Annotated in this window: 25 protein-coding genes; 13 read left to right on the top strand and 12 right to left on the bottom strand. The window is 68.5% G+C overall.

Translation table 11 applies throughout. From position 1 onward, the window contains the following. Positions 1–21: 21 nt before the first annotated feature. The 3 genes from AC07PA_RS28380 to AC07PA_RS28370 form a co-directional block, all read right to left on the bottom strand. Positions 22–732 carry a fumarylacetoacetate hydrolase family protein gene (locus tag AC07PA_RS28380; RefSeq protein ID WP_494607958.1) on the bottom strand — a complete coding sequence of 237 codons (711 nt, stop codon included), beginning with the start codon at positions 730–732 and terminating at the stop codon, positions 22–24. A gap of 6 nt (positions 733–738) precedes the next feature. After that, on the bottom strand, positions 739–1,722 hold the full coding sequence (locus AC07PA_RS28375; RefSeq protein ID WP_007857220.1) for a tripartite tricarboxylate transporter substrate binding protein: 984 nt from the start codon (positions 1,720–1,722) through the stop codon (positions 739–741). A gap of 69 nt (positions 1,723–1,791) precedes the next feature. Then, positions 1,792–2,748: a 2-hydroxyacid dehydrogenase gene (locus tag AC07PA_RS28370; RefSeq protein ID WP_007857219.1), complete on the bottom strand. Its 957-nt coding sequence runs from the start codon at positions 2,746–2,748 to the stop codon at positions 1,792–1,794. A gap of 120 nt (positions 2,749–2,868) precedes the next feature. Here AC07PA_RS28370 and AC07PA_RS28365 point away from each other — a divergent pair, with 120 nt between their 5' ends. The 6 genes from AC07PA_RS28365 to AC07PA_RS28340 all read left to right on the top strand — a co-directional run bounded on the left by AC07PA_RS28365 (position 2,869) and on the right by AC07PA_RS28340 (position 7,203). Further along, a complete protein-coding gene (locus AC07PA_RS28365) occupies positions 2,869–4,041 on the top strand; it encodes a citrate synthase (protein WP_494607961.1) in 1,173 nt (390 codons plus the stop codon). A 158-nt stretch (positions 4,042–4,199) separates the two neighbouring features. Further along, positions 4,200–5,000, top strand: coding sequence for an MlaE family ABC transporter permease (locus AC07PA_RS28360; RefSeq protein WP_035204758.1), 801 nt, complete (start codon positions 4,200–4,202; stop codon positions 4,998–5,000). Positions 5,001–5,021: 21 nt separating this feature from the next. Further along, the gene (locus tag AC07PA_RS28355) at positions 5,022–6,038 is read left to right on the top strand and encodes an MlaD family protein (RefSeq protein WP_494607963.1); all 1,017 of its coding nucleotides are present in this window, start codon (positions 5,022–5,024) and stop codon (positions 6,036–6,038) included. Then, positions 6,035–6,718, top strand: a complete 684-nt coding sequence (locus AC07PA_RS28350; protein ID WP_494607965.1) for a hypothetical protein — start codon at positions 6,035–6,037, stop codon at positions 6,716–6,718. Before AC07PA_RS28355 ends, AC07PA_RS28350 begins: the two co-directional genes overlap by 4 nt. A 19-nt stretch (positions 6,719–6,737) precedes the next feature. Next, positions 6,738–7,016 carry a hypothetical protein gene (locus AC07PA_RS28345; protein WP_494607967.1) on the top strand — a complete coding sequence of 93 codons (279 nt, stop codon included), beginning with the start codon at positions 6,738–6,740 and terminating at the stop codon, positions 7,014–7,016. A gap of 55 nt (positions 7,017–7,071) precedes the next feature. Then, positions 7,072–7,203 carry a hypothetical protein gene (locus AC07PA_RS28340; protein ID WP_494607969.1) on the top strand — a complete coding sequence of 44 codons (132 nt, stop codon included), beginning with the start codon at positions 7,072–7,074 and terminating at the stop codon, positions 7,201–7,203. A gap of 140 nt (positions 7,204–7,343) precedes the next feature. Here the strand turns inward: AC07PA_RS28340 and AC07PA_RS28335 are convergent, their stop codons facing one another. Continuing rightward, a complete protein-coding gene (locus AC07PA_RS28335) occupies positions 7,344–8,630 on the bottom strand; it encodes an arsenic transporter (protein WP_494607971.1) in 1,287 nt (428 codons plus the stop codon). Positions 8,631–8,746: 116 nt separating this feature from the next. Between AC07PA_RS28335 and arsC the strand changes: the two genes are divergently transcribed. The 5 genes from arsC to AC07PA_RS28310 all read left to right on the top strand — a co-directional run bounded on the left by arsC (position 8,747) and on the right by AC07PA_RS28310 (position 12,724). Further along, complete coding sequence (gene arsC, locus AC07PA_RS28330) at positions 8,747–9,178, top strand: arsenate reductase (glutaredoxin) (RefSeq protein ID WP_494607973.1); 432 nt, start codon at positions 8,747–8,749, stop codon at positions 9,176–9,178. Between the two features lie 47 nt (positions 9,179–9,225). Further along, on the top strand, positions 9,226–9,615 hold the full coding sequence (locus tag AC07PA_RS28325; RefSeq protein ID WP_494607975.1) for an ArsR/SmtB family transcription factor: 390 nt from the start codon (positions 9,226–9,228) through the stop codon (positions 9,613–9,615). A gap of 105 nt (positions 9,616–9,720) precedes the next feature. Then, positions 9,721–10,488, top strand: coding sequence for an arsenical resistance protein ArsH (arsH, locus tag AC07PA_RS28320; RefSeq protein WP_494607977.1), 768 nt, complete (start codon positions 9,721–9,723; stop codon positions 10,486–10,488). Continuing rightward, positions 10,473–11,687 (top strand): MFS transporter, encoded by a 1,215-nt coding sequence (locus tag AC07PA_RS28315; protein WP_494608071.1) that lies wholly within the window; start codon positions 10,473–10,475, stop codon positions 11,685–11,687. The genes arsH and AC07PA_RS28315 overlap by 16 nt, the downstream gene beginning before the upstream one ends. 65 nt (positions 11,688–11,752) lie before the next feature. Continuing rightward, a complete protein-coding gene (locus AC07PA_RS28310) occupies positions 11,753–12,724 on the top strand; it encodes a M14 family metallopeptidase (RefSeq protein WP_494607979.1) in 972 nt (323 codons plus the stop codon). 77 nt (positions 12,725–12,801) lie between these two features. On the opposite strand, the gene AC07PA_RS28305 is transcribed toward AC07PA_RS28310, so the two are convergent. From AC07PA_RS28305 to AC07PA_RS28275, 7 genes are all read right to left on the bottom strand, one after another. After that, entirely contained in the window at positions 12,802–13,344 is a 543-nt protein-coding gene (locus tag AC07PA_RS28305) for a hypothetical protein (protein ID WP_494607981.1), read from the bottom strand. Positions 13,345–13,569: 225 nt separating this feature from the next. After that, on the bottom strand, positions 13,570–14,010 hold the full coding sequence (locus tag AC07PA_RS28300; protein WP_494607983.1) for a VOC family protein: 441 nt from the start codon (positions 14,008–14,010) through the stop codon (positions 13,570–13,572). Between the two features lie 92 nt (positions 14,011–14,102). Then, a complete protein-coding gene (locus AC07PA_RS28295) occupies positions 14,103–14,474 on the bottom strand; it encodes a hypothetical protein (RefSeq protein ID WP_007857200.1) in 372 nt (123 codons plus the stop codon). 294 nt (positions 14,475–14,768) lie between these two features. Then, positions 14,769–14,951 carry a hypothetical protein gene (locus AC07PA_RS28290; RefSeq protein WP_007857199.1) on the bottom strand — a complete coding sequence of 61 codons (183 nt, stop codon included), beginning with the start codon at positions 14,949–14,951 and terminating at the stop codon, positions 14,769–14,771. A gap of 596 nt (positions 14,952–15,547) precedes the next feature. Then, a complete protein-coding gene (gene hemP / locus AC07PA_RS28285; RefSeq protein ID WP_007857198.1) occupies positions 15,548–15,793 on the bottom strand; it encodes a hemin uptake protein HemP in 246 nt (81 codons plus the stop codon). A gap of 172 nt (positions 15,794–15,965) precedes the next feature. After that, complete coding sequence (locus AC07PA_RS28280) at positions 15,966–18,188, bottom strand: putative bifunctional diguanylate cyclase/phosphodiesterase (protein WP_494607986.1); 2,223 nt, start codon at positions 18,186–18,188, stop codon at positions 15,966–15,968. A 225-nt stretch (positions 18,189–18,413) separates the two neighbouring features. Further along, positions 18,414–20,045 carry an esterase/lipase family protein gene (locus tag AC07PA_RS28275; RefSeq protein WP_494607988.1) on the bottom strand — a complete coding sequence of 544 codons (1,632 nt, stop codon included), beginning with the start codon at positions 20,043–20,045 and terminating at the stop codon, positions 18,414–18,416. 193 nt (positions 20,046–20,238) lie between these two features. Here AC07PA_RS28275 and AC07PA_RS28270 point away from each other — a divergent pair, with 193 nt between their 5' ends. Further along, positions 20,239–21,168: a restriction endonuclease gene (locus AC07PA_RS28270; protein WP_494607990.1), complete on the top strand. Its 930-nt coding sequence runs from the start codon at positions 20,239–20,241 to the stop codon at positions 21,166–21,168. Here the strand turns inward: AC07PA_RS28270 and AC07PA_RS28265 are convergent. Continuing rightward, entirely contained in the window at positions 21,165–21,614 is a 450-nt protein-coding gene (locus AC07PA_RS28265) for a CBS domain-containing protein (RefSeq protein WP_494607992.1), read from the bottom strand. The two genes, AC07PA_RS28270 and AC07PA_RS28265, sit on opposite strands and share 4 nt — an antisense overlap. Positions 21,615–21,823: 209 nt before the next feature. Between AC07PA_RS28265 and AC07PA_RS28260 the strand changes: the two genes are divergently transcribed. Beyond that, the gene (locus AC07PA_RS28260; RefSeq protein ID WP_494607994.1) at positions 21,824–22,951 is read left to right on the top strand and encodes a YihY/virulence factor BrkB family protein; all 1,128 of its coding nucleotides are present in this window, start codon (positions 21,824–21,826) and stop codon (positions 22,949–22,951) included. Positions 22,952–22,978 lie beyond the last annotated feature (27 nt).

The following is a 22,978-nucleotide window of genomic DNA, read 5'->3' as shown; positions in this document are numbered from 1 at the left end:
CTCCTGGTGTCGTTGTATGAATCAATGGCCGGATGCGGGCACGGGGGCGTCGCCCACGACCAGGGCCAGCTCGCCGATGCCGGCCACGCCTGCGCTGACCCGGTCGCCCGGCTGCAGCGGGCCCACGCCGGCCGGTGTGCCCGTGTAGACCAGGTCGCCAGGCTCCAGCGTGACGGAGCGCGACAGCATGGCCACCAGGTCCGCCACCGGCCAGAGCAGACCCGACAGGTCTGCGCGCTGGCGCTCCACGCCGTTCACGCTAAGCCAGATGGCGCCCTGGCGCGGGTGGCCGCACACGCTGGCCGGCACGATGGGCGTGCAAGGCGCGCCATGGTCGAAGGCCTTGGCGGGCTCCCAGGGGCCACCGTCGCGCTTGGCCTGCTGCTGCAGTTCGCGCCGTGTCATGTCCAGCCCGGCGGCATAGCCCCAGACATGCCGCGCCTCGACCTGACCCGGATCGATGTCGCGCCCGCCGCGGCCGATGGCCACCACGAGCTCCACCTCGTGGCAGAGGTCGCGGGTTGCGGGCGGGTAGGGCAGCATGCCCCGGGCCGGCACCACGGCGCTGGCGGGCTTCATGAACCAGGCGGGCATCTGCGTGGGGGCTGCCTCGTCGGGTGCCCAGCGGTAATTGCGGCCGATGCAGAACACCCGGCCCACGGGAAAGCGTGCGCTGCTGCCCGCCACGGGCAGGGTGACCGTGGTCGGCGGGGAAAAAGTGAAGTCCACCACGCCAGCTCACTCCACGGTGATCTTGCGGCTGCGGATGATCTGCGCGTAGCGTGCCCGGTCGGTGGCGATCAGCTTGCCGAACTCTGCCGGCGAGGTGGCGCGCGGCACGCCGCCCAGGCCGGCAAAGCGGGCCTTCACGGCTTCGTCCGCGAGCACGGCACGCACATCGGCCGAGATCCTGTCCACCACCTCGGGCGGTGTGCCTGCGGGGGCCAGCAGGCCGATCCAGGAGATCGCGTTGAAGCCCGGCAGCGCGCCTTCGCCCAGCGTGGGCACCTCGGGCAGCGCGGGCAGGCGCTTGTCGCCGGTGACCGCCAGGGCGCGCAGCTTGCCAGCCTTGATGTGGCCCGAGGCCTCCAGCGCCGTCATGAACGAGAGCTGCACATGCCCTGCCAGCAGGTCGGCAATGGCCGGGCCACCGCCGCGATAGGGCACATGCAGGATGAAGCTGCCCGTCTGGTCCTTGAACATCTCGGCCGCCAGGTGCGGCGCACCGCCTGCGCCCGAGCTGCTGTAGCTGAGCTTGCCCGGCTGCGCCTTGGCCAGGGCGATGAACTCGGCAGGCGTCTTCGCTGCAACCGAGGGGTTGACCATCATCGCCAGCGGCAGCTCGGCGACCAGCGACACCGGGGCAAAGGCCTTGTCCGCGTCGTAGGGCAGTTTGGCGTACAGCGCGGGGTTGATGGCCTGCGTGCCGATGTTGCCCAAGAGCAGGGTGTAGCCATCGGCCTTGGACTTGGCCACGTAGTCGGCCCCGATCTGCCCGGCCGCGCCGCCCTTGTTCTCCACCACCACGGGCTGGCCCCAGCGCCGGGCGAGTTGCTCGGCGATCACGCGGCCCCCAGTGTCGGTGCCGCCCCCGGGTGGGAAGGGTACGACCAGGGTCACCGGGCGGTTGGGGAAGGCCTGGGCAAAGGCCGCGGGTGCGGCGAGGGCCGTGGCACCGAGGGCGATGGCCAGGCCGAATGCGGCGCGTCGTGTGGACGTCATGGTGTCTTGTCTCCGTTGTGGTTCTTTGAAATCGAAGGAAGTGCGGCAGGGCCGCTGCCATCAGCTAGCTCATGTCGTGAGGCTCATCGCGGGGCGTTCGCCGGCCAGCGCCTGGGCAAGGCTGTCCAGCACCATCTGGCCCATGGCCGCGCGCGTCTCCCAGGTGGCGCTGGCGCGGTGGGCCTGCAGCACGGTGCGCTCGCTCTGGCGCAGCGCCAGGGGCACGCGCGGTTCGTCCACGAACACGTCCAGCCCCGCGCCCGCGATCTGGCCCGCGCCGATGGCAGCGGCCAGGTCGGCCTCGTTGACCAGGCGGCCGCGCGCCACATTGACCAGGTAGCCGCGCGGGCCCAGGGCATCGAGCACGGCCGCGTTCACGATGCCCTCGGCGCTGTCGGCCGCGGCGCACAGCACCAGCGCGTCCGAGCCGCGCGCCAGGTCGAGCAGGGTGGGCACGAAGCGGTGCGCCACGTCGTCCATTGCGCGCAAATCGGTGTAGGCGATGGGGCAGCCGAACGCGGCGGCGCGCGTGGCCACGGCGCGGCCCACGCGGCCCATGCCGACGATGCCCAGGCGCATGCCGCTAAAGCGCCGCGCCAGGGGAATGGCGCCGGGTTGCGGGAACTGCTCCCACTGTCCCTCGCGCACGAAGCGGTCACCGGTGCAGATGTTGCGGCAGGCCGCGATCAGGAGGCCGATGGCCAGGTCGGCCACGTCCTCGGTCAGCGCGCCCAGCGTGGCGGTGACGGGCAGGGTGCGGGCGCGGCAGTAGGCCAGGTCCACGGCATCGGTTCCCACGCCGTTGACGGCCACGACCTTCAGGGCGGGCAACTGCTCCAGCATGGCGCGTGCAATGCCGGTGTGCCCACCGGTGACCACGGCATCAATGGCGGCGCCATGCGCGGCCAGCCAGGCCGGGCCGTCGGCCATCTCGAAGTACCGGTGCACGGTGTAGAGCGCGGCGAGCTGGTCGTTGACCGAGGGGATCAGGATGGGGTTGAGCTGCAGGACCTGGGGTTTCGTCATGGCGGTGGTGCGGTGGGCTATGCATTGCGTTGGAGGGCATCGTAGTTTTGTGTTGATGAATTGGTCAATCTTGACGTGTAAAATCAATGTATATATTCAACGACCACCACCACCACTGCCATGGCTTCCTGGATTTCGATGACCGAGGCCTGCCAGCTCCTCGGCGTGCAGCCGCAGACCATCTATGCCTACGTGAGCCGGGGCAAGCTCGAGGTCATGCCCGACCCGACCGACACGCGCAAGAGCCTGTACCGCGCCGAGGACCTGAGCGGGCTGGCCCGGCGCAAGAAGGCTGGCAGCAAGCGCGAGACGCTGGCCACCAACACGCTGTTCGGCGCCGAGCCCAGCATTCCGACGGCGCTGTCAGCCTTTTTTCGCGAACGCCCGCACTACCGCGGCGAAGACGCCATCGCCCTGGCGCGCACCGCCACGCTCGAAGAGGCGGCGCAACTGCTGTGGGGGGCGGAGCAGGCCGTGGACTTCGCCTGCGCCACGCCGCCGGGCGCAGGGGCGCCAGGGCGGGGCCCGGCATTCGTGGCCCTCGCCGGGCTGGCGGCCAGCGGGCACTCCACCAGCGGCCGGCTCACGCGCGTGCTGCATGCCGAGGGCCAGACCCTGGTGGGCCAGCTGGCCAATGCCTTCGGTGCCCAGCCCGGCAAGCAGGCGCTGCACCTGCGCTTTGCCAAGGGCTGGAAGCAGGGCGCCCCGGTGGCCGAACTGCTGCGCACGGCGCTGGTGCTGCTGGCCGACCATGAGCTCACGAGCTCGGCCTTTGCCACGCGCATCGCGGCCTCCACCGGGGCCTCGCTGCCCGCCTGCGTGCTGGCGGGGCTCAGCACGCTTTCGGGGCCCCTGCACGGCGATGCCTCGGGCCGCGTGCAGGCGCTGTTCAGCGAGGTGGAGCGCCTGGGCGAGGACAAGGTGCTGGCCCACTACCTGGCCAACGGCCTGCCGCTGGCCGGCTTTGGTCACCCCATCTACCCCGATGGCGACCCGCGCGCGGCGGCCTTGCTCGCGCTGTTCGAGCCGCCCGAGGCCATCGTGCGCTTCATCGCCAAGGTGCAGGAGCAGACGGGCCTGCAGCCCACCATCGACGTGGCCCTGGCCGCCCTGGCCGCGCACTACCGCCTGCCGGCGGACGCGGCCTTCGCCCTGTTCGCCACCGCACGCAGCGTGGGCCTGCTGGCCCATGCCCTGGAGCAGTTGGGCGTGGCCCAGGTGATCCGCCCGCGCGGGCGCTACGTGGGGCGCATGCCGGCGGCACAGCAGGGCCCGCGCAAGCAGGCGGGGTAGCCGGCAGTGTCGTGGCTGGGGTGTGAGCGCATGTATCGTCTGCTATGCAATGTGTAGCTGCACGGCCATGCCACACAAGCCAGCCCTGGTGCAAATGCCCGATGGACCCGACGGGCCATCCGCTTGGGAACCCGTGGCCCGGCGGCTATGATCAATTCATGATCAACCGCCTGCCCGGCCTGTCCCTGCCCGAGCGTGCCTGGAGCACGGTGCGCCGCTGGGCCGTGGCGTGGTGGCGCATCCTGTACCTGGGGGCGGTGGTGCTGGTGCTGGTGCTGTCGCCGTCGAGCTACGGGCGTGCCACGCGCCGCTCGCTGGCGCGCCACCTGTACCTGGACACGGCACCCGTGCTGCTGGGCTTCACGGTGCTGGCGGCCCTCATCAGCCTGGTGCTCACGCGCATCGTGGTGGTCACGGCGCTCAGCTACGGCCTGTCGCGCTACGCCATGGAGATGGTGATCCGCGTGCTGGTGCTGGAGCTGATCCCGCTCACCGCCGCGCTCTTCGTGGCCATGCGCGCCACCATCCCCAATGGCACGCAACTGGCCTTGCTGCGCCAGTCGGGCCGCTTCGACGAGCTGCGCCGCCAGGGATCGGACCCGGTGCGCGTGGAGCTGCTGCCGCGCGTGGTGGCCGGCGTGTTCGCCAGCATCACGCTGGCCGCACTCAGCTGTGTGGTGGCGCTGGTCATGGGCTACCTGGGCGTGTACGGCTTCAACCTGGCCGAGGCGGGTGGCTACACGCGCATGTTCGGCCGCGTGTTCACGCCCAGCGTGACCACCTTGTTCGCGCTCAAGACGCTGTTTTTCAGCCTCACCGTGGCGCTGATCCCCATGGCCGCCGGGCTGTACGACGCCGAGGGCCGGGGCCAGCCCGATTCGGAGCTCGGTGGCCTGGCGCGCATGTTCGCCGTGCTGCTGCTGATCGAGGTGGCCTCGCTGATGGGCAACTACTACTAACCCATAACAACAACACCCCCCATGACCGACCGCACTCCACCGCCTGCACCGCCGCCGCCCGGCACCGAAGGCTCCACGCAGGAGACGCTGCGCCCCGTGGCCTACCTGGAGATCAAGGCCGCGGCGCTGCTGCTCTTCACGCTGTCGCTCATCGTCGGCTCGGGCCTGTTCCTGATGTATGCGCGCGGCGTGTTCGAGCCCACGCAGACCCTGGTGCTCACGGCCGATGATTCCGAAGGCGTGGTGGTGGGCATGGACATGACGTTCTCGGGCTTTCCCATCGGGCGCGTGCGCCGCATCGAACTGGCCGATGCGGGCAACGCGCGCATCACCGTCGAGGTGCCCAGCAAGGACGCGCACTGGCTGCGCCAGTCCAGCGTGTTCACGCTGGTGCGCGGCATCGTGGGCGGCACCAACATCCGCGCCTACAGCGGCATCCTGACCGATCCGCCCTTGCCCGACGGCGCCGTGCGCCCGGTGCTGCGCGGCGATGCCACGGCCGAGATCCCGCAACTCATGGCCTCGGCGCGCGAGCTGCTGGGCAACCTGAACAACCTGACTGCGCAGGACGCGGCGCTGGGCAGCACCCTGTCCAACGTGCAGGAACTCACCGAGCGCCTGAAAGGCCCGGGCGGCGTGCTGGGCGCACTCATGGGCAGCGAGGCCGATGCCAAGAAGCTCGTGACCACGCTGGACCGCACCAACACGCTGCTGGCGCGCCTCGATACCCTGGCCGCGCGCGCCGACCGCCAGGTCTTCGGCGCCGACGGCAACAGCAAGGATGCGCTGGTGCCCGAGCTGCGTGCCGCCGTGGGCCAAGTCAACGACCTGCTCGCCGACACCCGCGCCAGCCTGAAGAAGGTCGACGCCGTGCTGGTCGAGGCCCAGGCCGTGGGCGCCAATGCCCGCGAGGCCACGAACGACCTCGGCGCCCTGCGTGCCGAGGTGGAGAGCAACCTGCGCAAGATCGACAGCCTGGTCACCGAGATCAACCGCAAATGGCCGTTTGCACGCGACCGGGAGATCAAGCTGCCATGAAGACGATGACAACGACGACCGTTACCTGGGCCGTGCTCGCCATCGGCATGCTGCTCGCTGGCTGCGCCAGCAAGCCGCCCGAGCCCGAATGGGAGATGAACGCCCAGGGTGCGTCGCAGAAGGCGCTCGACGCCTACCTGTCGGGCAATGCCCGTGTCGAAAAGCTCGAGTGGGAGCGCGCCCGCGCCGAGGTGGCCCGCACTGGCCGCCCGGACCTGCTGGCGCGGCTGGAACTGCTGCGCTGCGCGGCCCAGGTGGCCAGCCTGGTGGGAGAGCCCTGCACCGCCTTCGAGGCGCTGCGCCAGGATGCCGCGCCGCCCGAGCGTGCCTATGCCGACCACCTGGCTGGCAAGCCGCTGGCCGCGCCCGATGTGGCGCTGCTGCCCCCGGCCCAGCGGGCCGTGGCCACCGCAGGCGCGGGCGGTGCCGCGCTGGCCGGCATCGAAGACCCGCTCTCGCGCCTGGTGGCGGCCGGCGTGCTGCTGCAGTCCGGCCGGGCCGACCCGGCCGCCATCGCCACGGCCACCGACACCGCATCCGCCCAGGGCTGGCGCCGCCCGCTCATGGCCTGGCTGCTGCTGCAGGTGCAACGCGCCGAGGCGGCGGGCGACAAGGACGCGGCAGACCGGTTGCGCAGGCGCGTGGCCGTGGTGGAGCAGGGCGGGGGCAACAGCAAGTAGGCTGGGGTACATTGCAGCCGTGCGAAGATTTCTTGCCATCTGCTTGTTGCTGCTGGGCTGCGTGTTCCTGAACCAGGTGGTGGCGGCCAGCGTTTCAGCCTACGACCATTGCTGTATCGCCGACTGCGGCGATGGCGATGCAGCCTGCGCCATGCCCGGCTGCCAGCCCTGCGGCATGTCGCTGATGACGGCCCCACGCACCCCGCTGAGCGAGGTGCCGCGCCAGTCGGGCCAGCCCTTGGGCACGGGGCCACAGTGGGCGTCCTGGAATGCCCCGGTATGGAGGCCGCCGGATTGAGGTTTGGAGGGATTCTTTTTTTTCTTTTCTATCCAACCCCAACAGGAATTTTCCAATGAAAAAACAACTTTTCAAATTCGGCGTGGCCGCTGTCTTGCTGTCGATGGCGGGCATGGCCATGGCCCAGACCGGCTGCTGCGCGGAACTCGCCGAGTGCTGCCTGGAGATGCTGGGCTGCTGCGATTGATCGCCTGAACCTGGCGACCTGATGGCGGGCCGGTACCCACGGGTGCCGGCCCGCTTTTTTTGCACCAGGCAGTCGCCGGGCTGCCTGATTTGTGCCAGGCAGTCGCCGGGCTACCTGATTGGTGCCAGGCAGCCGCCGGGCTACCTGATCGATAGCCGCAGCGCCAGCGCCGCCAGCGTGACCAGCAGCACGGGCACGGTGAGGGTCACCCCCACCCGGAAGTAGGTGCCCCAGCCGATGCGGATGCCCTTGCGCTCCAGCACATGCAGCCACAGCAAGGTGGCCAGCGAGCCGATGGGGGTGATCTTGGGCCCCAGGTCGCTGCCGATGACATTGGCGTAGACCATCGCCTCCTTCACCACCCCGGTGGCCGCAGAGGCATCGATGGACAGCGCCACCACCAGCACCGTGGGCATGTTGTTCATGAGGGAGGACAGCACGGCGGTCAGCACGCCGGTGCCGATGGCGGCGCCCCAGATGCCGTAGCCCGCGAAGGCGTTGAGCCACTGGCTGAGATAGGCCGTGAGCCCCTGGTTGCGCAGTCCGTAGACCACCAGGTACATGCCCAGCGAGAACACCACGATCTGCCAGGGCGCTTCGCGCAGCACCTTGGTCGTGCTGATCACAGGGCCCCGGCCGGCCACGGCCAGCAACAGCGCGGCGCCTGCGGCTGCCGTGGCGCTGACGGGCACGCCCAGCGGCTCCAGCCCGAAAAAGCCCACGAGCAGCGGCACCAGCACCACCCACCCCGTCTTGAAGGTGGCCGCATCGCGGATGGCGGCGGCCGGCAGCCTGAGCTGGGCCTGGTCGTAGGTTGCGGGGATCTCCTTGCGAAAGAACAGCAGCAGCACCACCAGCGAAGCCACGACCGAGGCCAGGTTCACCGGCACCATGATGGCTGCGTAGTCGTTGAAGCCAATGCGAAAGAAGTCGGCCGAGACGATGTTCACCAGGTTGGACACCACCAGCGGCAGGCTGGCCGCGTCGGCGATGAAACCCGCGGCCATCACAAAGGCCAATGTGGCGCCCGGCCCGAAGCCCAGGGCCGCGAGCATGGCGACCACGATGGGGGTGAGGATCAGCGCCGCACCATCGTTGGCAAACACCGCCGCCACGGCCGCGCCCAGCAGCACGATGAGCGCGAACAGCATGCGCCCGCTGCCACGCCCCCAGCGCGCCACGTGCAGGGCCGCCCATTCGAAGAAGCCGGCCTCGTCGAGCAGCAGGCTCACGATGATGATGGCGATGAAGGCGGCCGTTGCGTTCCACACGATCTGCCAGACCACGGCCATGTCGGCCCACTGCACCACGCCGGTGAGCAATGCCACGGCAGCGCCCGCGCTGGCGCTCCAGCCAATGCCCAGCCCGCGCGGCTGCCAGATCACCAGCGCGATGGTGGCGACAAATATCGACAGGGCCAGAAGCATCCGGTGGTCTTTCTGAAGGGGAGGAGAAGAGGGGGCGTGGGGCACTGCAAGCGCCCTCGGAGCGGGGTTGCAGGCAGTCACTTGAACATTTCAATAATAGTTGTATTATTGATGTCATGCAAGCTTCCACCGCCCACACCATCTTCCACAACCCGGCCTGCGGCACCTCGCGCAACGTGCTGGCCATGATCCGGCACGCCGGCATCGAACCCACGGTCATCGAGTACCTGAAGGCGCCCCCGGACCGCGAGAAGCTCAAGGAGCTGGTTGCGGCGATGGGCATCCCCGTGCGCGCCCTGCTGCGGCAAAAGGGCACGCCGTACGACGAGCTGGGTTTGCAGGATCTGGCGCTGTCGGACGAACGCCTGCTCGATGTCATGCTGGTCCACCCCATCCTGATCAACCGGCCCATCGTCGTCACCCCGCTGGGCACCCGGCTGTGCCGGCCCTCCGAAGCGGTGCTGGACCTTCTGCCCCCCTTGCCCGGGCCTTTTTCCAAGGAAGACGGCGAGCTGGTCATCGACGCCCAGGGGCGGCGGGTCGTTTGACCGCCCTGGTCGCGCGCCCATTTCAACCCGTCTTGTATAGTCAGCCCGTGCAAAAAGCCGCTGCCACCACCGTCTTCGAATCGCTGTCCTCGCCCGTGCGGCTCGATGTGTTCCGCCTGCTCGTGCGGCAGGGGCCGGGTGGGCTGGTGGCTGGCGAGATCGCTGCCGCGCTGGACGTGCCGCCCACCAACCTGTCCTTCCACCTCAAGGGCATGACGCACGCCACGCTGCTCACTGTCGAGCAGGAGGGCCGCTACCAGCGCTACCGGGCCAACCTGGCGCTGATGGCCGAGCTGATCGGCTACCTGACCGAAGAGTGCTGCGCGGGCAATCCGGGCCTGTGCGCCGAACTGCCCGGCAGGGCGGGCTGCGCGCCCGCGGCCCCAGCGACTTCCGCAGGCACCGGCAAGCGCCGCAAGACTGCCACGGCGGCCTGAGGGGCCGCATCCCGTTGAGGCCGCAGCCTGCTCGTCGATTCAACATTCGATGAAATATTGAATGCCTACAGACCCGATCTGCATCCACCACCCAGGAGTTCTTCCGTGACCGACCTGCCACACATCCACGTCCCCTTGCTGCAGCGGCCCGACATCGCCCGCCTGTCGGCCCCGTTGGTCTCGACCCACCCGGCGCGCATCCTCATGCTCTATGGCTCGCTGCGCGAGCGCTCGTTCAGCCGCCTGGCCACCGAAGAGGCGGCGCGCATCCTGCAAGCGCTGGGCGCCGAGGTGAAAATCTTCGACCCCACCGGTCTGCCGCTGGCCGATGGCGCGCCGGATACCCATCCCAAGGTGGTGGAGCTGCGCACCCTGGCCGCCTGGTCCGAGGGCATGGTCTGGTGCTCGCCCGAGCGCCATGGCGCCATGACCGGCATCCTCAAGACCCAGATCGACTGGATCCCGCTGGCCCAGGGCGCGGTGCGCCCCACGCAGGGCAAGACCCTGGCGCTGATGCAGGTCTGCGGCGGCTCGCAGTCGTTCAACGCCGTGAACCAGATGCGCGTGCTCGGGCGCTGGATGCGCATGCTCACCATCCCCAACCAATCGTCCGTGGCCAAGGCCTTCCAGGAGTTTGGCGACGACAACCGCATGAAGCCGTCGGCCTACTACGACCGCATCGTGGACGTGATGGAGGAACTCATGAAGTTCACCCTGCTCACGCGCGACGTGTCGCCTTACCTGGTGGACCGCTACAGCGAGCGCAAGGAGTCGGCTGCGGCGCTGGAACGCCGGGTGCAGCTGCCACAGGCGGTGCCGGCCGCGCCGTGCTGCCGCACCGCGACCGCCGCACCCGCATGCTGCGCCCGGTGACTTGGCACCATCCCGCGGCCACCGTCGCCAGCCTGGGCACGGCCCAGACCCTGGCCTGGGCATCGACCTACTACCTGCCGGCCATCCTGGCCGCGCCCATGGCACGCGAGCTGGGTGTTTCGGTGGCCATGGTGTTCGCTGCGTTCTCGTGCGCGCTGGTGGTCTCTGCGCTGCTGGGGCCCTATGCCGGCCGCAGCATTGACCGCTGGGGCGGCCGGCCGGTGCTGATGGCCACCAGCGTGGTCTTTGCGCTGGGCCTGGCCGCGCTGGCGATGGCCCAGGGCCCGTGGGGGCTGTTTGCCGCCTGGGTGCTCATCGGCGCCGGCATGGGCAGCGGGCTGTATGAGGCGGCCTTTGCCGCGCTGGTGCACCTGCATGGCAAGAACGCGCGCAATTCAATCACGGGCATCACCCTGATCGCCGGCTTTGCCAGCACCGTCGGCTGGCCGCTGTCGATGTGGATGGAGTCGCAATGGGGTTGGCGCGGCGCCTGCTGGGCCTGGGCCGCGCTGCACCTGCTGGTGGGCCTGCCGCTCAACGCCTGGACGCCACGCCGGCCGCAGGCCGAAGCGTTGGCCGCGAACACCGCAACACCACAGGGCGTGCAAGTGCTGGCTGCAGATCCTGAACCTGCTCATGCGCGCCGGGCCTCCCTGCTGCTGGCCTTCGTTTTCGCGGCCACGTGGTTCACCAGCACCGCCATGGCGGCGCACCTGCCGCGCCTGCTGCAGGAGGGCGGCGCCACGCTGGCCACTGCCGTGGCCGTGGGCGCCTTGGTCGGGCCGGCCCAGGTGGGGGGGCGCCTGCTGGAGTTCGGCTTTCTGCGCCATGTGCACCCGCTGCTCTCAGCACGCCTGGCGGCGCTGATGCACCCGCTGGGCGCCGGGCTGCTGGTCGTGGCCGGTGCGCCGCTGGCGGCAGTGTTCGCGCTGCTGCACGGTGCGGGCAACGGCATCCTGACCATTGCCAAGGGCACGCTGCCGCTGGTGCTGTTTGGGCCCGCAGGCTACGGGCATCGGCAGGGCCTGCTCATGGTGCCGGCGCGCATTGCGCAGGCGGCGTCCCCATGGCTGTTTGGGCTGTGCCTGGACCGCCTGGGTGCGGGGGCGCTGTGGGTTTCTGCAGGCCTGGGGGCTGCGGCGTTTCTGGCACTGCTGGCGCTTGCTTCACCAGTTTGGAAAGGCCCCTGCAGGGTTTGACAAAGTTCCAGTCGTGGCGTGACATTTGCATCTACACCGTTTTGCTCGCCACGCTGCCAACTCCCATGACCTCTTCGACCCGCCCGTCATTTCTTCATGTTCACCAATTCATGGCACTGAAGCCAGGTCCGCGAGTCGTGGTCCTTGGTGCCGTGCACGGCAATGAGCGATGCGGTGCCCAGGCCATTGCGCAGGTCGTGGACGAACTGGCGGCTGGAGCCTTTGGCATCGAACGGGGTGTCCTCACGATGGTGCCGGTGACGAATCCCTGCGCCTATCAACAGCGCACCCGGCAAGGGGACCGCAATCTCAACCGCAATCTGCGTGTCAGCGCTGAGCCGACCGACTACGAGGACCATATCGCGAATGTCCTGTGCCCCTTGCTGGACGCGCACGACGTGTTGCTCGACCTGCACTCGTTTCACACCCCGGGGCAACCCTTCACCATGGTGGGCCCCACCAACAACACCGGCACCCTTGAGCCGTTCCAGCATTCAGCGCAGGAGGAGCGCCTGGTTGCGCACCTCGGGCCTCGGCGGGTGGTGGAAGGCTGGATGGATGTGTATGCCCGTGGCGTGCAGCGGCGACGGCAGGCCCAACAGTCTGCCAACGCCGCTCTTCTGGACACGGGGTATGGCATCGGCACGTCCGAGTACATGCGCTCGCGTGGTGGCTACGGCGTGACGCTGGAATGCGGGCAGCATGACGACCCTGAAGCGGTCGGTGTCGCCTATCGCGCGATCCGGCAGACACTCGCGGTGCTTGGACTGACATCGCTTGCGCTCAAGCCGCCAGCTTCCGAGTTCCAGGTCCTTCGCCTACAGGATGTGGTGGATCGCGAACATGACGATGACCGCTTTGCCCAGCCGTGGAAAAGCTTCGATCCCGTGGTGGCCGGGCAACTCATCGGGCTGCGGCACGATGGCCGCGAAGTGAAGGCGCCTGCCGATGGCTTTGTGGTCTTCCCGAACCCTGGAGCGATGCCGGGCAACGAATGGTTCTACTTTGCGCAGAAGAGCGTTCGAACCATTGGCTGATCCTTGCCCAGGAGCACTGGAACTCGTTCTCCATTCCAACCGGGCATCGTCGCGCTACCCAGGGTCCCCAATCCTCCTCAAAGCGCTTTCGCGGTAGCCAGGATATCCGAAAGCCGCTCGCGCACCAGGAGAAATTCGCTGGCAAAGTGCAGCACCATGACTTCCGGCGCGATGCTGGCCAGGTCCACCGTGTTGGTTGCGGGGCCGAATCCGGCGTAGCACTGGCCCTGTCGGGCGATGGTGAAGGCGTCGAGCGCCGACGACACCAGCGGGTACGCAGCGAGGACACCCGGGTCCACGCCGAACCGGGCAGCCTGCTGCGCAACAGGAATGGAGGGGTCCAGCTGCGCAATGATGCGCTGTGCCGCCTCGAACAGGGTGACCAGGTGGGCCTTGCCCTCTGCCAGTGCCTGCCTGTACCGGGGGTACATGAACTGGTCGTTCAAGGCGAATCCTTGGGCGATGTTCTCCAGCGTATTGGAGCGCCAGGGTCCGAACGACCACAGGCCGCTGGGGTAGCCGGGATCGCCCCGGCGCATGCCAAAGTCGTCGCTCCACTGCCGTGAGACGCCGCTGTTCTCGAACCGTGCGCCCGCTACCAGCGGGTGGTGAAGGCGCACGGTCAGGGGGGAGTTCCGTGAAGGTCAGCGCGTAGCTGAGGTAGTAGTCCTCCCTGACGCGCAGGAAGTTTTGCGAAACGAGGAGGCCGCTGGGATCCGGGCGCACGAATTCCATGAATCGACCCGACACTCCACGGTTCTTGCGGTAGCCCGGGTCGATTTGCTGAAGTATCGCCAGGCACTCTCTTGCCCACGCAGACGGAGTTCGTTCAGGGTGATCGTTGTTCATGGGGGTTGCTGCTGGTCGACCCACTCTCCACCGTGCGCATTTAGGGACCCTGTGCCCCACGCAGCGCGCTGGATGACCACGCGGTAGCCATCAGGGTCCTCGAAGGTGCAGCCCGACGTTGCCCAGTAGGGGTTGAAGGGCGGCACTTCGATGAAACCGGCAGCGCGCATGGCGTCGCAGCGCACCTGCCAGGCCCCGGGCTCTGGAACGTAGAAGACCAGCAGGTCCTCGGGCGTGGGGGCCGGCGCGACCGGGTGGCTGGTGCAGTGGGTGAACTCCCAGTGAAAGCCGGCCCCGGGTGTGCCGAGCATGGTGCCGTCAAAGCCCGCGTGGTCCTTGAAGCTGCCCAGTTGCTCGATGCCGAGGCCTTGCGTGTACTGGGCCACGGCGCGTGCCAGATCGCCGACGGGGCGTGCTATTCGAAGATGGGTGTGCATGGATGGAGGCCAGGGACCAGGCAGGCTTCGCCCTGGCATGCCATGGGCCACCGCGCTTCATCGTCGCGGGGCCAGGGGTGGGGCGGGCAAGCTCAGCGCAGGCGCGCTTGCAGCTGGGTCTCGATGTGCTCGCGTTCGGTGTTGAACTGCAGGGCGGTGATTTCGCTGGACTCGTACTTGCGCGCGGTGGACAGCAGCAGCACGGTGTTCTCCAGCCGCGTGTCCTGCTGGATGGAGGGGGGCAGGGCGGTGAGGCGGTCGAAGCTCTGCTTGTAGAACTCGCTCCAGGCCAGCGCGCCGGCCTGGGCCTGGGCCTTGGCGTTGTCGTGCCAGCGGGCGAATTCGTCGAGGGAGCCTTCGCGGGGGCTGGAGCAGCCTGCCATCAGGGCCGAGAGCGAGACCGCCAGGGTGGCGGCCAGAACGGCCGCAGTGGTGCGGTCAAGGGTCAGGAAACGTGGGTTCACGGTGTTCCTCCTACGGTATGCAGCGCCGGAAATTCCGGTGTGCAGCGCCAGATGGTACTCGCGTGCTCCTCTTTTTGCCAGCAGGTTCCGCGCGGGCGTTGCGTTTGCGCCCAGTTTGGGGGGCAGCGGGCCTGCAGCGCTGCCGCCACGGGTTCGGCCAGGAAAGGGGGAGGGGAAATCCTGCGGCGGATGCGCAGGAGGAAACGGGGGCAACGGGGGGCGGATGAATGAACGAACCGCCTGGACCACCGGGTGCCTGCAGGCACCCATGCACACACACCCGGGTGCGCACTCTTACTGCGAGAAACCTTGCGTGAGGATCTGCTCCACGCCCCCGGGCAGGCGGACCATGGAGTCCACCGATTGCACCATGATGTCGGGCATGAGCAGGGCCGCGGCCGCCAGGAAGGCCAGCACGACGGTCACCACAAACGCAGCAACGGCACGCATGCGGGGAGGCAGGTGGTGGAACTTCATGGCATGACTCCTGGTGGTCAAAAGAGCAAGAAAACAATCCGGGACAGGGGCCTCAATGACCCCATACCAGCCTCAATGGCCAGTGGTTTGATTTCAGCAAAGTGTCTCAGTTCCGCGTGTAAGACAACAGCGATTCATGACGTCTGTGACTGCTGTTACGGGTGGTTGCGTGCGGGTCCGCAGATCCACTCTGCCATGCTGCAACGGGCGCGTTGTTGCCAACCTGCAAGGCCTGCAACAGGCGGTGCGCAGGGACTGTTGCAGATGCTTGCAACCAGCACGGTGTGCGGCCCCGGGGCGGGGCGCAAAACGGCCCTGCAAGGCAGCGCAGGCGCCGGCGTGTAACGCCATGCGTCACGCCGCGCGCATGCGCTCGCGCCACCGAGAAATGGGGGGTACAGAGAGAAGGCGCCACAAACCGCACGGGCGTGGCGAAAGAGGCTCGCCCCCTGGCGGCGTATCACTTGTCCGTGATCGGGCTTGCGGGGACGGGAATGCCGTTGGTGGGGAAAAAAAGCATGGCTGCCGGGTTACGGGTGGCTAGCAAAAAAAGACCCTTCGAGACCGAGGTCCCGGGAGTCTCCCCACGATGAAACCTATTTCGTCAGAATCAGCTTTCCAAGCTTGGTGGTCTTGAGCTGGTAGACCGAGCCGTTGTGCAGGATGTTCACGACCTTGGCCGTGCCGAGCATGGTGGCGCTGTTGATGCTGCGCAGGAAGCCCGCGGCAGTCGACTCTGCGGCCGGTGCCTGCACCACCGCGTCATCGGCAACGGCCGACACGCGCGGCGCCACGGGGCGCTGCAGTCGAAGGACGGGGCGGGGCATGGCAAGTGTCGACATGGTGTGCAGGAATCGGTTGGTTGGTGATGACTGTTGGCTGGTGCTGTTCTGCGGTATGGGTGAAGTATAGAGCATTAAATGAGAATGTGTCTCATTAGCCTTTGAAACAATAGGTAATTCTGCGGAGCGCTGCGTTGCGGGACGGCACCGGGGCGCCAAGTGCCCGGAGTGCTCAGGCAGTCGCTTTGCGCAGCGGCCCCAGGCTGTAGGCTTCGCCGAACTGCTGCACGGACAGGGGCCGCGAGAACAGGTAGCCCTGGGCTTCGCCGCAGCGCTCGCTGCGCAGGCGCTCGCACTGGGCCTCGGTCTCCACACCTTCGGCAATGGTCTTGAGGTCGAAGCTGCGCGCCATGTCCAGGATGGCGCGCACCACCGAGGCCTCGCGCCGCGATTCGAGCATGCCCTGCACGAAGCCGCGGTCGATCTTGATGCGCGTGAGCGGGTAGCTGGTGAGCAGGCTCAGCGAGGCATAGCCGGTGCCGAAGTCGTCGAAGGCGATACCCACCCCCTGGTCGCGCAGGCGGCGCAGCATGCCGGGCACCACGTCGTCGTGGTCGAGCACGATGTTCTCGGTGATCTCCAGCTCCAGCGCATCGGGCGGCAGGCCGTGGCGGGCCAGGGTGTCCATGACCTCGGTGACCAGGTCGCCCACGCGGAACTGCACGCCGAACAGGTTCACGCCCATGCGCAGCCCCGGCGCGCCATGGCGGCGCCAGTAGGCAGCCTGCGCGCAGGCCTCGTCCAGGATCCACGAGCCCACGCTGGCGGCCAGGGGGCCGCTCTCGAGCGCGGGCAGAAACGCCGCCGGCGCCAGCAAACCGCGCTGCGGATGCTGCCAGCGCAGCAGGGCCTCGGCACCCGAGAGGGAGCCATCCTCCAGGTGCACCTGGGGCTGGTAGAACAGCACCAGCTCGCCTTTGTCCACCGCCCGGTCCAGCTCCATGCCGTACAGGCGCCGTGCCACCGCCGCCATGCGCAGCGCGGGCACGAACACATAGCTGCGCCCGCCACCCTCGGCCTTGGCCTGCGACAGCGCCAGGTCGGCATTGCCCACCAGTTCCAGCGCTTCATGGGCCTGCAGGGGCGCCACGGAGACCCCGCAGCTGGCGCCCACGCGCACCTCGTGCCCGGCAATGGTGATCGGCTGGTGGATGGCGCTGATGGCGCGCTGGGCCAGCTGGTTGGCGGCCTCGGCTTCGCCCACGCCGGGCAGCAGCAGGGCGAATTCGTCGCCTCCCAGCCGGGCGGCGATGGGGCCGCGGCTGCGGTGCGCCTCGAACAGGGTGTGGCCCGCCAGCCGCGCCAATCGCCGCGCCACCTCCTGCAGCAGGCTGTCGCCCACGGCGTGGCCCAGGGTGTCGTTGAGGTCCTTGAAACCGTCCAGGTCCAGCATCAGCACGGCGGCCGCGCCATCGGGCGCAGGCTTGAGCAGGGCATCCTGCACGCGGCGGTAGAAGCAGGCGCGGTTGGCCAGCCCGGTCAGCGGGTCGCTGGCGGCCTGGCGGCGCAGATCGTCCTCTTCGCGCCGCTGGGCCGTGAGGTCCTTGAGCACGGCCTCGAAGCGCAGGCGGCCGTTGTGGCGCCAGATGAACAGCGAGATCCCCAGCAGGAAGTGCGTGAAGTCCTTGCGCCGCCCGCAGACTTCGGTGGGGATCTTCAGGTCCTGCATCGAGGCCGCCTCCACCGCGCGCGCAATGCCCTCGCGCAAGGTGGCATGCTCCTCCTCGGCCAGGAGCATGTCCAGCGGCTGGCCCACGCATTCGGCCGGGTGGTAGCCGTGCAGCGCGGCGGCGGCGGTGTTGATCGCCACGACGCGCCGCTGCTCGTCGAACCAGACCACCGGCGTGGTGGAGTTGCCCGCGTACTCGTCGAACGAGGGCCGCGTGCGCTCGGACGAGGTCTCGATGCGGTGCAGCTCCAGCCGGTCGGAGGCCATGCGCGCCAGCTCGCGCAGGCGCTCCTGGTCTTCGGCACCGAAGTCGTCGTGCGGCCGGTCGTCGAGCACGCACAGCGCGCCCATGGCGTGGCCTTCGGGCGACAGCAGCGGCACACCGGCGTAGAAGCGCACGTTGGACGGGCCGGTGACCAGGGGGTTGTCGTGAAAGCGCTCGTCCTGCAGCGTGTCGGGCACCACCATCACGCCGTTCTGGGTGATGGCATGGGCGCAGAAAGACACGTCGCGGCCCATGTCCATGGTCCCTGCACCCACGCTGGCGGCGAAGAACACATGGTCGCTGCCGATCATGTTCACCGCCGATACGGGCATGCCGAACATGCGGGCGGCGATGCGCACCACCGGGTCCAGGCTGGGCAGGGCCTGTTCATCTCCCAGCCCATGGTCTTCCAGGGCCTGCAGCCGCGCCTCCTCGGCCGGCAGGGTAGGGGGGCACTTCATGTGGAACTCCATTGGGTGAGCAGGTCTCCGCCCCCGGAGACACATGCCACCTCCCCAAAAAATAAACGCCCCTCGCGGTCCTCGCTGTCAGACGGCGCTGACAGATCAGGCCGGTTGCGGGACAAGCCAATGATGTGCCTCGACTTTTACCATGGGCCGTTCAAAAAACCGCCTTGTTTATTGCCATGGCAGCGGGGGCGGGCTTTTGGCGCCTGTCGAACGGCGTCAGGGGTTCCAGGCCGATATCACGAAGCGCAATTGCCCGCGCACGCCCGGGTGGGCCGGCTTGTGCGTGCCCCGGCCGTCCACGGTGTGGCTGTCGAAGGGGATGACCACCTCCACCCGGCCGTCGCCCAGCGGCTGCACGTCGAGCACGGTCTGCGCCTGCACCATGCCCGTGCCCTGCCAGGAGTACTTCACCTTCCAGGGCGTGGCGTTGTCGGGTGGGGGCTCCATCTCCAGGATCAGCGCATTGCGAAACAGGTAGCCACCCTCGTAGTGCTCGTTGATCCACAGGCGCCGCTCGATCTCGTAGTCGGGTGCGCGCACCCCGAACTCCAGCCCGTAGGCCAGCGAGCGGCGGCGCGGGTTCACGCGCGCGCTGTTGGCCAGGAACACGCTCGACAGGTAGTGGTGGCGGTCGCTTTGCCACTGGGCATGGGCCATGCAGGCGACCGAATCCTCCTCGGCGGTGCGCCGGGTCAGGTACCACAGCTTGCCGCGGGGCGAGGCGCGCAGCTCCATCTGGTAGAGCGCATTGACCTTGTGGCCGGCATCCACCTGGGCCTGCACGGCCGTGGGCAGGCGCACGTCCTCGATGTCCGCCCACAGGTCCACGCGCACGTCGCCGAACAGGAAGCGCGCCAGGTTCTGGAACGCTTCCTCGCTGTTCACGATGCCGTAGAAGCCCGAATGCGCACGGTAGGCAAACGCCTTGGCACAGGGCTCGCCCAGCGTGCCATCTGCTTTCAGGCCGTGCAGCGTGGCATTCTCGATGCGCACCAGCCCGTCGCTGCCATTGCCCACGAAGGTGCGCGACAGGCCGGCCGCCGCCTCGTAGTCCAGCCGGTTGGTGCCCACCATGCAGAACACCCGGCTTGCGGGGAACAGGGCTTCGGGCAGCAGGTCGACGCGCTGGTGCGTGGCGTACGCGCCCGCCAGGTCCAGGTACTGCACCATGCGCTTGCCGCGGTTGAAGTTGTTGATGTCGGTGGTGGACAGCCAGGCCGGCGCGTTGATGCCCGCCACGTCGATGCCGTTGTGCGGCGTGGCGTAGGTGAAGAACTTGTCCACGTGGGGCCGCATGCGCTGGGAGTCGAGTGCCGGGTTCTGCAGCATGGCGCGGCACACCAGCCCGCCCATGGAATGCGCCACCAGATAGCAGCGAAAGTCCGCAGGCGCCACCGCGTTCGCCGGGTTGCCGCAGACCAGATCGCGCACGCGGGCCAAAAGCTGGCTCAGCTCCTTGGCAAAGTCCTCGATGTCCGGTGTCTGCCCGTCGCCCAGCAGGGTCGAGGCGCTGTCGTAGTAGCGAAAGATGATGATGCTCTGCCCCGAGAGCACATTGCCCGTGGGCTTGCCGTCGGCCGTGGTCTCCCACTCGGGGTCCACGATGTCGTAGCCGTCCTCGTAGACGTCGGCATAGCCGTACTCCGATGCCAGCCGCACCAGCGGCGACTCAAACACGTGCTTGCGCGGCTTGCTGCGCCGATCCGGCACGGCGCGGTGCACGGTCGACCCCACGTTGAAGCCGCAGAACGGGTCGGCCGTGGTCTGGTCGATCTCGCCCTGCGCCATCGCGTAGCCGCGCACGTAGACGATGGGGAAGTAGGGTGCCTTGTAGGTCGCTGCAGGCATGTCGATCGCGCTCCCGGTGGTGCAGCGGCCGCAGGCGACTGCCAGTGCGCGATGGTCTGGGCGCGCGGGCGGGGCGTCAAGAGAAATAGTGGCGCGGTACGCGCGGCCGGCTGCGTGCAATTCAAAGCTGGTCAAGATCCCTCTGTTTCGAATAATGGTGCGGCACATACCCATAACGAGGAGGCACACCACCATGGCACGGCGCACCAAAACCAGCCCCCTGGAAGACACCATGGACCTCGTCGCCCTGCTGCCCTGGTGGGCCGGCCTGGGGCTGGCAGTGCTCAGCTACCTGCTGTTCAGCCAGCTGGCGGCGTCCTTCGGCCAGCCGGCGGCGGCCAGGCCCGGCCAGATCGGGGCCCTGGTGCAGGGCGCACTGATCGGCGGCCTGGCCACGATAGCCCAGTACGTGGTGCCTGTGGTCTGCCTGGCCGGCGCCTCCCTGTCGGTCTGGCGCCGCCGCCAGCGCCGGGCCCTGGTGGATGCAGTGGCGCAGGCCCCCGCCGCGAGCACCATCGACGGCATGTCCTGGACCGAGTTCGAGATGCTGGTGGGCGAGGCCTACCGCCTGCAGGGCTTTCAGGTGACCGAGACTGGTGGTGGCGGGCCCGACGGCGGCGTGGACCTGGTGCTGACCCGGGGCGGCGAGACATTCTTCGTGCAGTGCAAGCAGTGGAAGGCCTTCAAGGTGGGCGTGGAGACCGTGCGCGAGCTCTATGGTGTGATGGCTGCGCGGGGTGCCACGGGTGGCTTCGTGGTGACTTCGGGGCGCTTCACCAACGATGCAAAGCTTTTCACCCAGGGGCGCAACCTGCAGCTGGTGGATGGGCCGCGCCTGCTGGCCATGCTGCAGCAGGCGCAGCAGTCGCGCTCGGCGGTGGCGGCGGTCATCGCCGCCCATGGCGGGGTGCACCACGAACCGGCGCCACCCCCGGCGGCTGCGCCGGCCCGGGCGGCCGCAGGTGCCTTGGCCAGCGTCACCGCCAGCGGCACCCAGCCCGGCTGCCCCAAGTGCGGTTGCGGCATGGTCCGCCGCATCGCGCGCACTGGCAACAATGCCGGGGGGGCGTTCTGGGGCTGCTCTACCTTTCCGGCCTGCAGAGGGGTGCGGCAGGTGGATTAGGATTGACCTGAGCGGTCCGGCCGGGCCGGTGCGGAAATACCGGACAGGGAGGCGGCCACGTCCAGGGCCTCCCCACGCTCTTTCACCGCCACGTCGCCCAGCGAAAGAATGCCCACCAGGCGCTTGTCGTCGCCCAACACCGGCAGGCGGCGGATTTGTGCGCGCGACATCTGCTGCAACACCTCATCGATCGATTCGCCCTCGCGGGTCCATTGCACGTCGGTGGTCATCACGTCCTTGAGCTGGGTCGTCCCGGCATTGCGCTCCTGTGCCACCAAGCGCAGCACGATGTCGCGGTCGGTCACCATGCCCACCAGCCGATTACCTTCGCACACGGGGATGGCTCCCACGTTGAGCTCTTCCATGGCCTGGGCTGCCAGCAGCACGTTGTCGGTCGGCGCCAGGCTGCGCACGCCACGGGTCATCACTTCGGATACGGCTGTCATGGTTCTCCTTCAGGGCAAAGGATCCAATTTATGCGTGCGATCCGTTGGCGTATGTAGGAGTGCAAGCCCTTCGCGTTCACTCCGGCGGGGCCCCCACCCACCCGCCATTCGGATGCCCCCCGTCAGAGCGGACGAGGGCCGCGCTCCTTGCCTACACGCAGGGGGCTGATCCGCAGGTACAAATGGCCCAGACACTGCACCCGCCCACCATGAAGCCCTCCACCCTGTTCGACATCTGCAAGAAAACCGCCATGGCCTGGGTGGACGACTACGCCCCCAGCATGGGGGCCGCCATCTCGTACTACACGGCGTTCTCCATTGCGCCGCTGCTGGTCATCGTGATCGCGATCGCGGGCTATGTGTTTGGCGAGGAGGCGGTGCGCGGCGCACTGCAGGGCCAGATATCGGGCCTGGTGGGCAGCGATGGCGCGGCCGCCATCCAGGGCCTGGTCAGCAGCGCGCGCGAGCCCACCGAGGGCGTGGTCGCCAGCGGCATTTCCATCGTTTTTCTGGTCGTGGGCGCGACCACGGTGTTTGCCGAGATCCAGAGCGCGCTCGACCGCATCTGGCATGTGCCCGAAAAGGCCAAGCCCAGCGGCCTGTGGGGCCTGCTGCGCGCGCGCTTCCTGTCGTTCGGCCTGATCCTGGGGCTCGCCTTCCTGCTCATGGCCTCGCTGGCCGTGAGCGCCGCCGTGGCCGCGCTGGGCACCTGGTTCTCGGCCCTGCTGCCGGGCTGGGAGATCGTGCTGCAGGGGCTCAACATGGCGATTTCGGTCGTGGTCGAGACCCTGCTGTTCGCCATGATCTTCAAGCTCATGCCCTCCACGCGCATCGCCTGGAGCGATGTCTGGGTGGGCGCCGCCGTCACGGCAGCGCTGTTCGAACTGGGCAAGGTGCTGATCGGGCTGTACGTGGGCAAGGCCGGCATCAGCTCCACCTATGCCGCGGCCGGCTCCATCGCCATCATCCTGATCTGGGTGTATTACGCCGCGCAGATCTTCCTGCTGGGTGCCGAGTTCACCAAGGTCTACGCCACCGAATACGGGTCCCACCGCCACGAGATCCCCACCGAGGCGCCCGAGACCCCGATGAAAAGCCAGGACCCGCAGCCCCTGCCGGCGGCTGGCGGTACCCATCCACAGGGCCATCCCCTTGCGGCGCCCACGCGCGAACAGGGGCTGCAAGAGGCGGGTGTTCCGTTGGCCACGGGCTTCGCTCTGGTCGTGGCGCTGGGCGGTCTGTTCGCAGTGCGCGAGGCGGCCGTGTCATGGTTCGAGGAGCGCCAACGCGCCAAGGCGGTGCGGGCCCATCGGTCCGCGCCAACGGCGCGGCCTTGAAACGAAAAGGGCCCCGCGAGGGGCCCT

It is taken from the genome of Acidovorax sp. GW821-FHT09B03 (assembly GCF_059418305.1).
Note: the sequence above shows the minus strand (reverse complement) of the source record. Positions and strands in the feature narration are given on the sequence as shown.

What these genes read in the sequence shown, in the direction of transcription:
- AC07PA_RS28375 (WP_007857220.1), bottom strand. Translation starts at nt 1,722, where the DNA reads ATGACGTCCACACGACGCGCCGCATTCGGCCTGGCCATCGCCCTCGGT.
- AC07PA_RS28370 (WP_007857219.1), bottom strand. Translation starts at nt 2,748, where the DNA reads ATGACGAAACCCCAGGTCCTGCAGCTCAACCCCATCCTGATCCCCTCG.
- AC07PA_RS28365 (WP_494607961.1), top strand. Translation starts at nt 2,869, where the DNA reads ATGGCTTCCTGGATTTCGATGACCGAGGCCTGCCAGCTCCTCGGCGTG.
- AC07PA_RS28360 (WP_035204758.1), top strand. Translation starts at nt 4,200, where the DNA reads ATGATCAACCGCCTGCCCGGCCTGTCCCTGCCCGAGCGTGCCTGGAGC.
- AC07PA_RS28355 (WP_494607963.1), top strand. Translation starts at nt 5,022, where the DNA reads ATGACCGACCGCACTCCACCGCCTGCACCGCCGCCGCCCGGCACCGAA.
- AC07PA_RS28350 (WP_494607965.1), top strand. Translation starts at nt 6,035, where the DNA reads ATGAAGACGATGACAACGACGACCGTTACCTGGGCCGTGCTCGCCATC.
- AC07PA_RS28340 (WP_494607969.1), top strand. Translation starts at nt 7,072, where the DNA reads ATGAAAAAACAACTTTTCAAATTCGGCGTGGCCGCTGTCTTGCTGTCG.
- AC07PA_RS28335 (WP_494607971.1), bottom strand. Translation starts at nt 8,630, where the DNA reads ATGCTTCTGGCCCTGTCGATATTTGTCGCCACCATCGCGCTGGTGATC.
- arsC (WP_494607973.1), top strand. Translation starts at nt 8,747, where the DNA reads ATGCAAGCTTCCACCGCCCACACCATCTTCCACAACCCGGCCTGCGGC.
- AC07PA_RS28315 (WP_494608071.1), top strand. Translation starts at nt 10,473, where the DNA reads ATGCTGCGCCCGGTGACTTGGCACCATCCCGCGGCCACCGTCGCCAGC.
- AC07PA_RS28310 (WP_494607979.1), top strand. Translation starts at nt 11,753, where the DNA reads ATGACCTCTTCGACCCGCCCGTCATTTCTTCATGTTCACCAATTCATG.
- AC07PA_RS28300 (WP_494607983.1), bottom strand. Translation starts at nt 14,010, where the DNA reads ATGCACACCCATCTTCGAATAGCACGCCCCGTCGGCGATCTGGCACGC.
- AC07PA_RS28290 (WP_007857199.1), bottom strand. Translation starts at nt 14,951, where the DNA reads ATGAAGTTCCACCACCTGCCTCCCCGCATGCGTGCCGTTGCTGCGTTT.
- hemP (WP_007857198.1), bottom strand. Translation starts at nt 15,793, where the DNA reads ATGTCGACACTTGCCATGCCCCGCCCCGTCCTTCGACTGCAGCGCCCC.
- AC07PA_RS28280 (WP_494607986.1), bottom strand. Translation starts at nt 18,188, where the DNA reads ATGAAGTGCCCCCCTACCCTGCCGGCCGAGGAGGCGCGGCTGCAGGCC.
- AC07PA_RS28275 (WP_494607988.1), bottom strand. Translation starts at nt 20,045, where the DNA reads ATGCCTGCAGCGACCTACAAGGCACCCTACTTCCCCATCGTCTACGTG.
- AC07PA_RS28270 (WP_494607990.1), top strand. Translation starts at nt 20,239, where the DNA reads ATGGCACGGCGCACCAAAACCAGCCCCCTGGAAGACACCATGGACCTC.
- AC07PA_RS28265 (WP_494607992.1), bottom strand. Translation starts at nt 21,614, where the DNA reads ATGACAGCCGTATCCGAAGTGATGACCCGTGGCGTGCGCAGCCTGGCG.
- AC07PA_RS28260 (WP_494607994.1), top strand. Translation starts at nt 21,824, where the DNA reads ATGAAGCCCTCCACCCTGTTCGACATCTGCAAGAAAACCGCCATGGCC.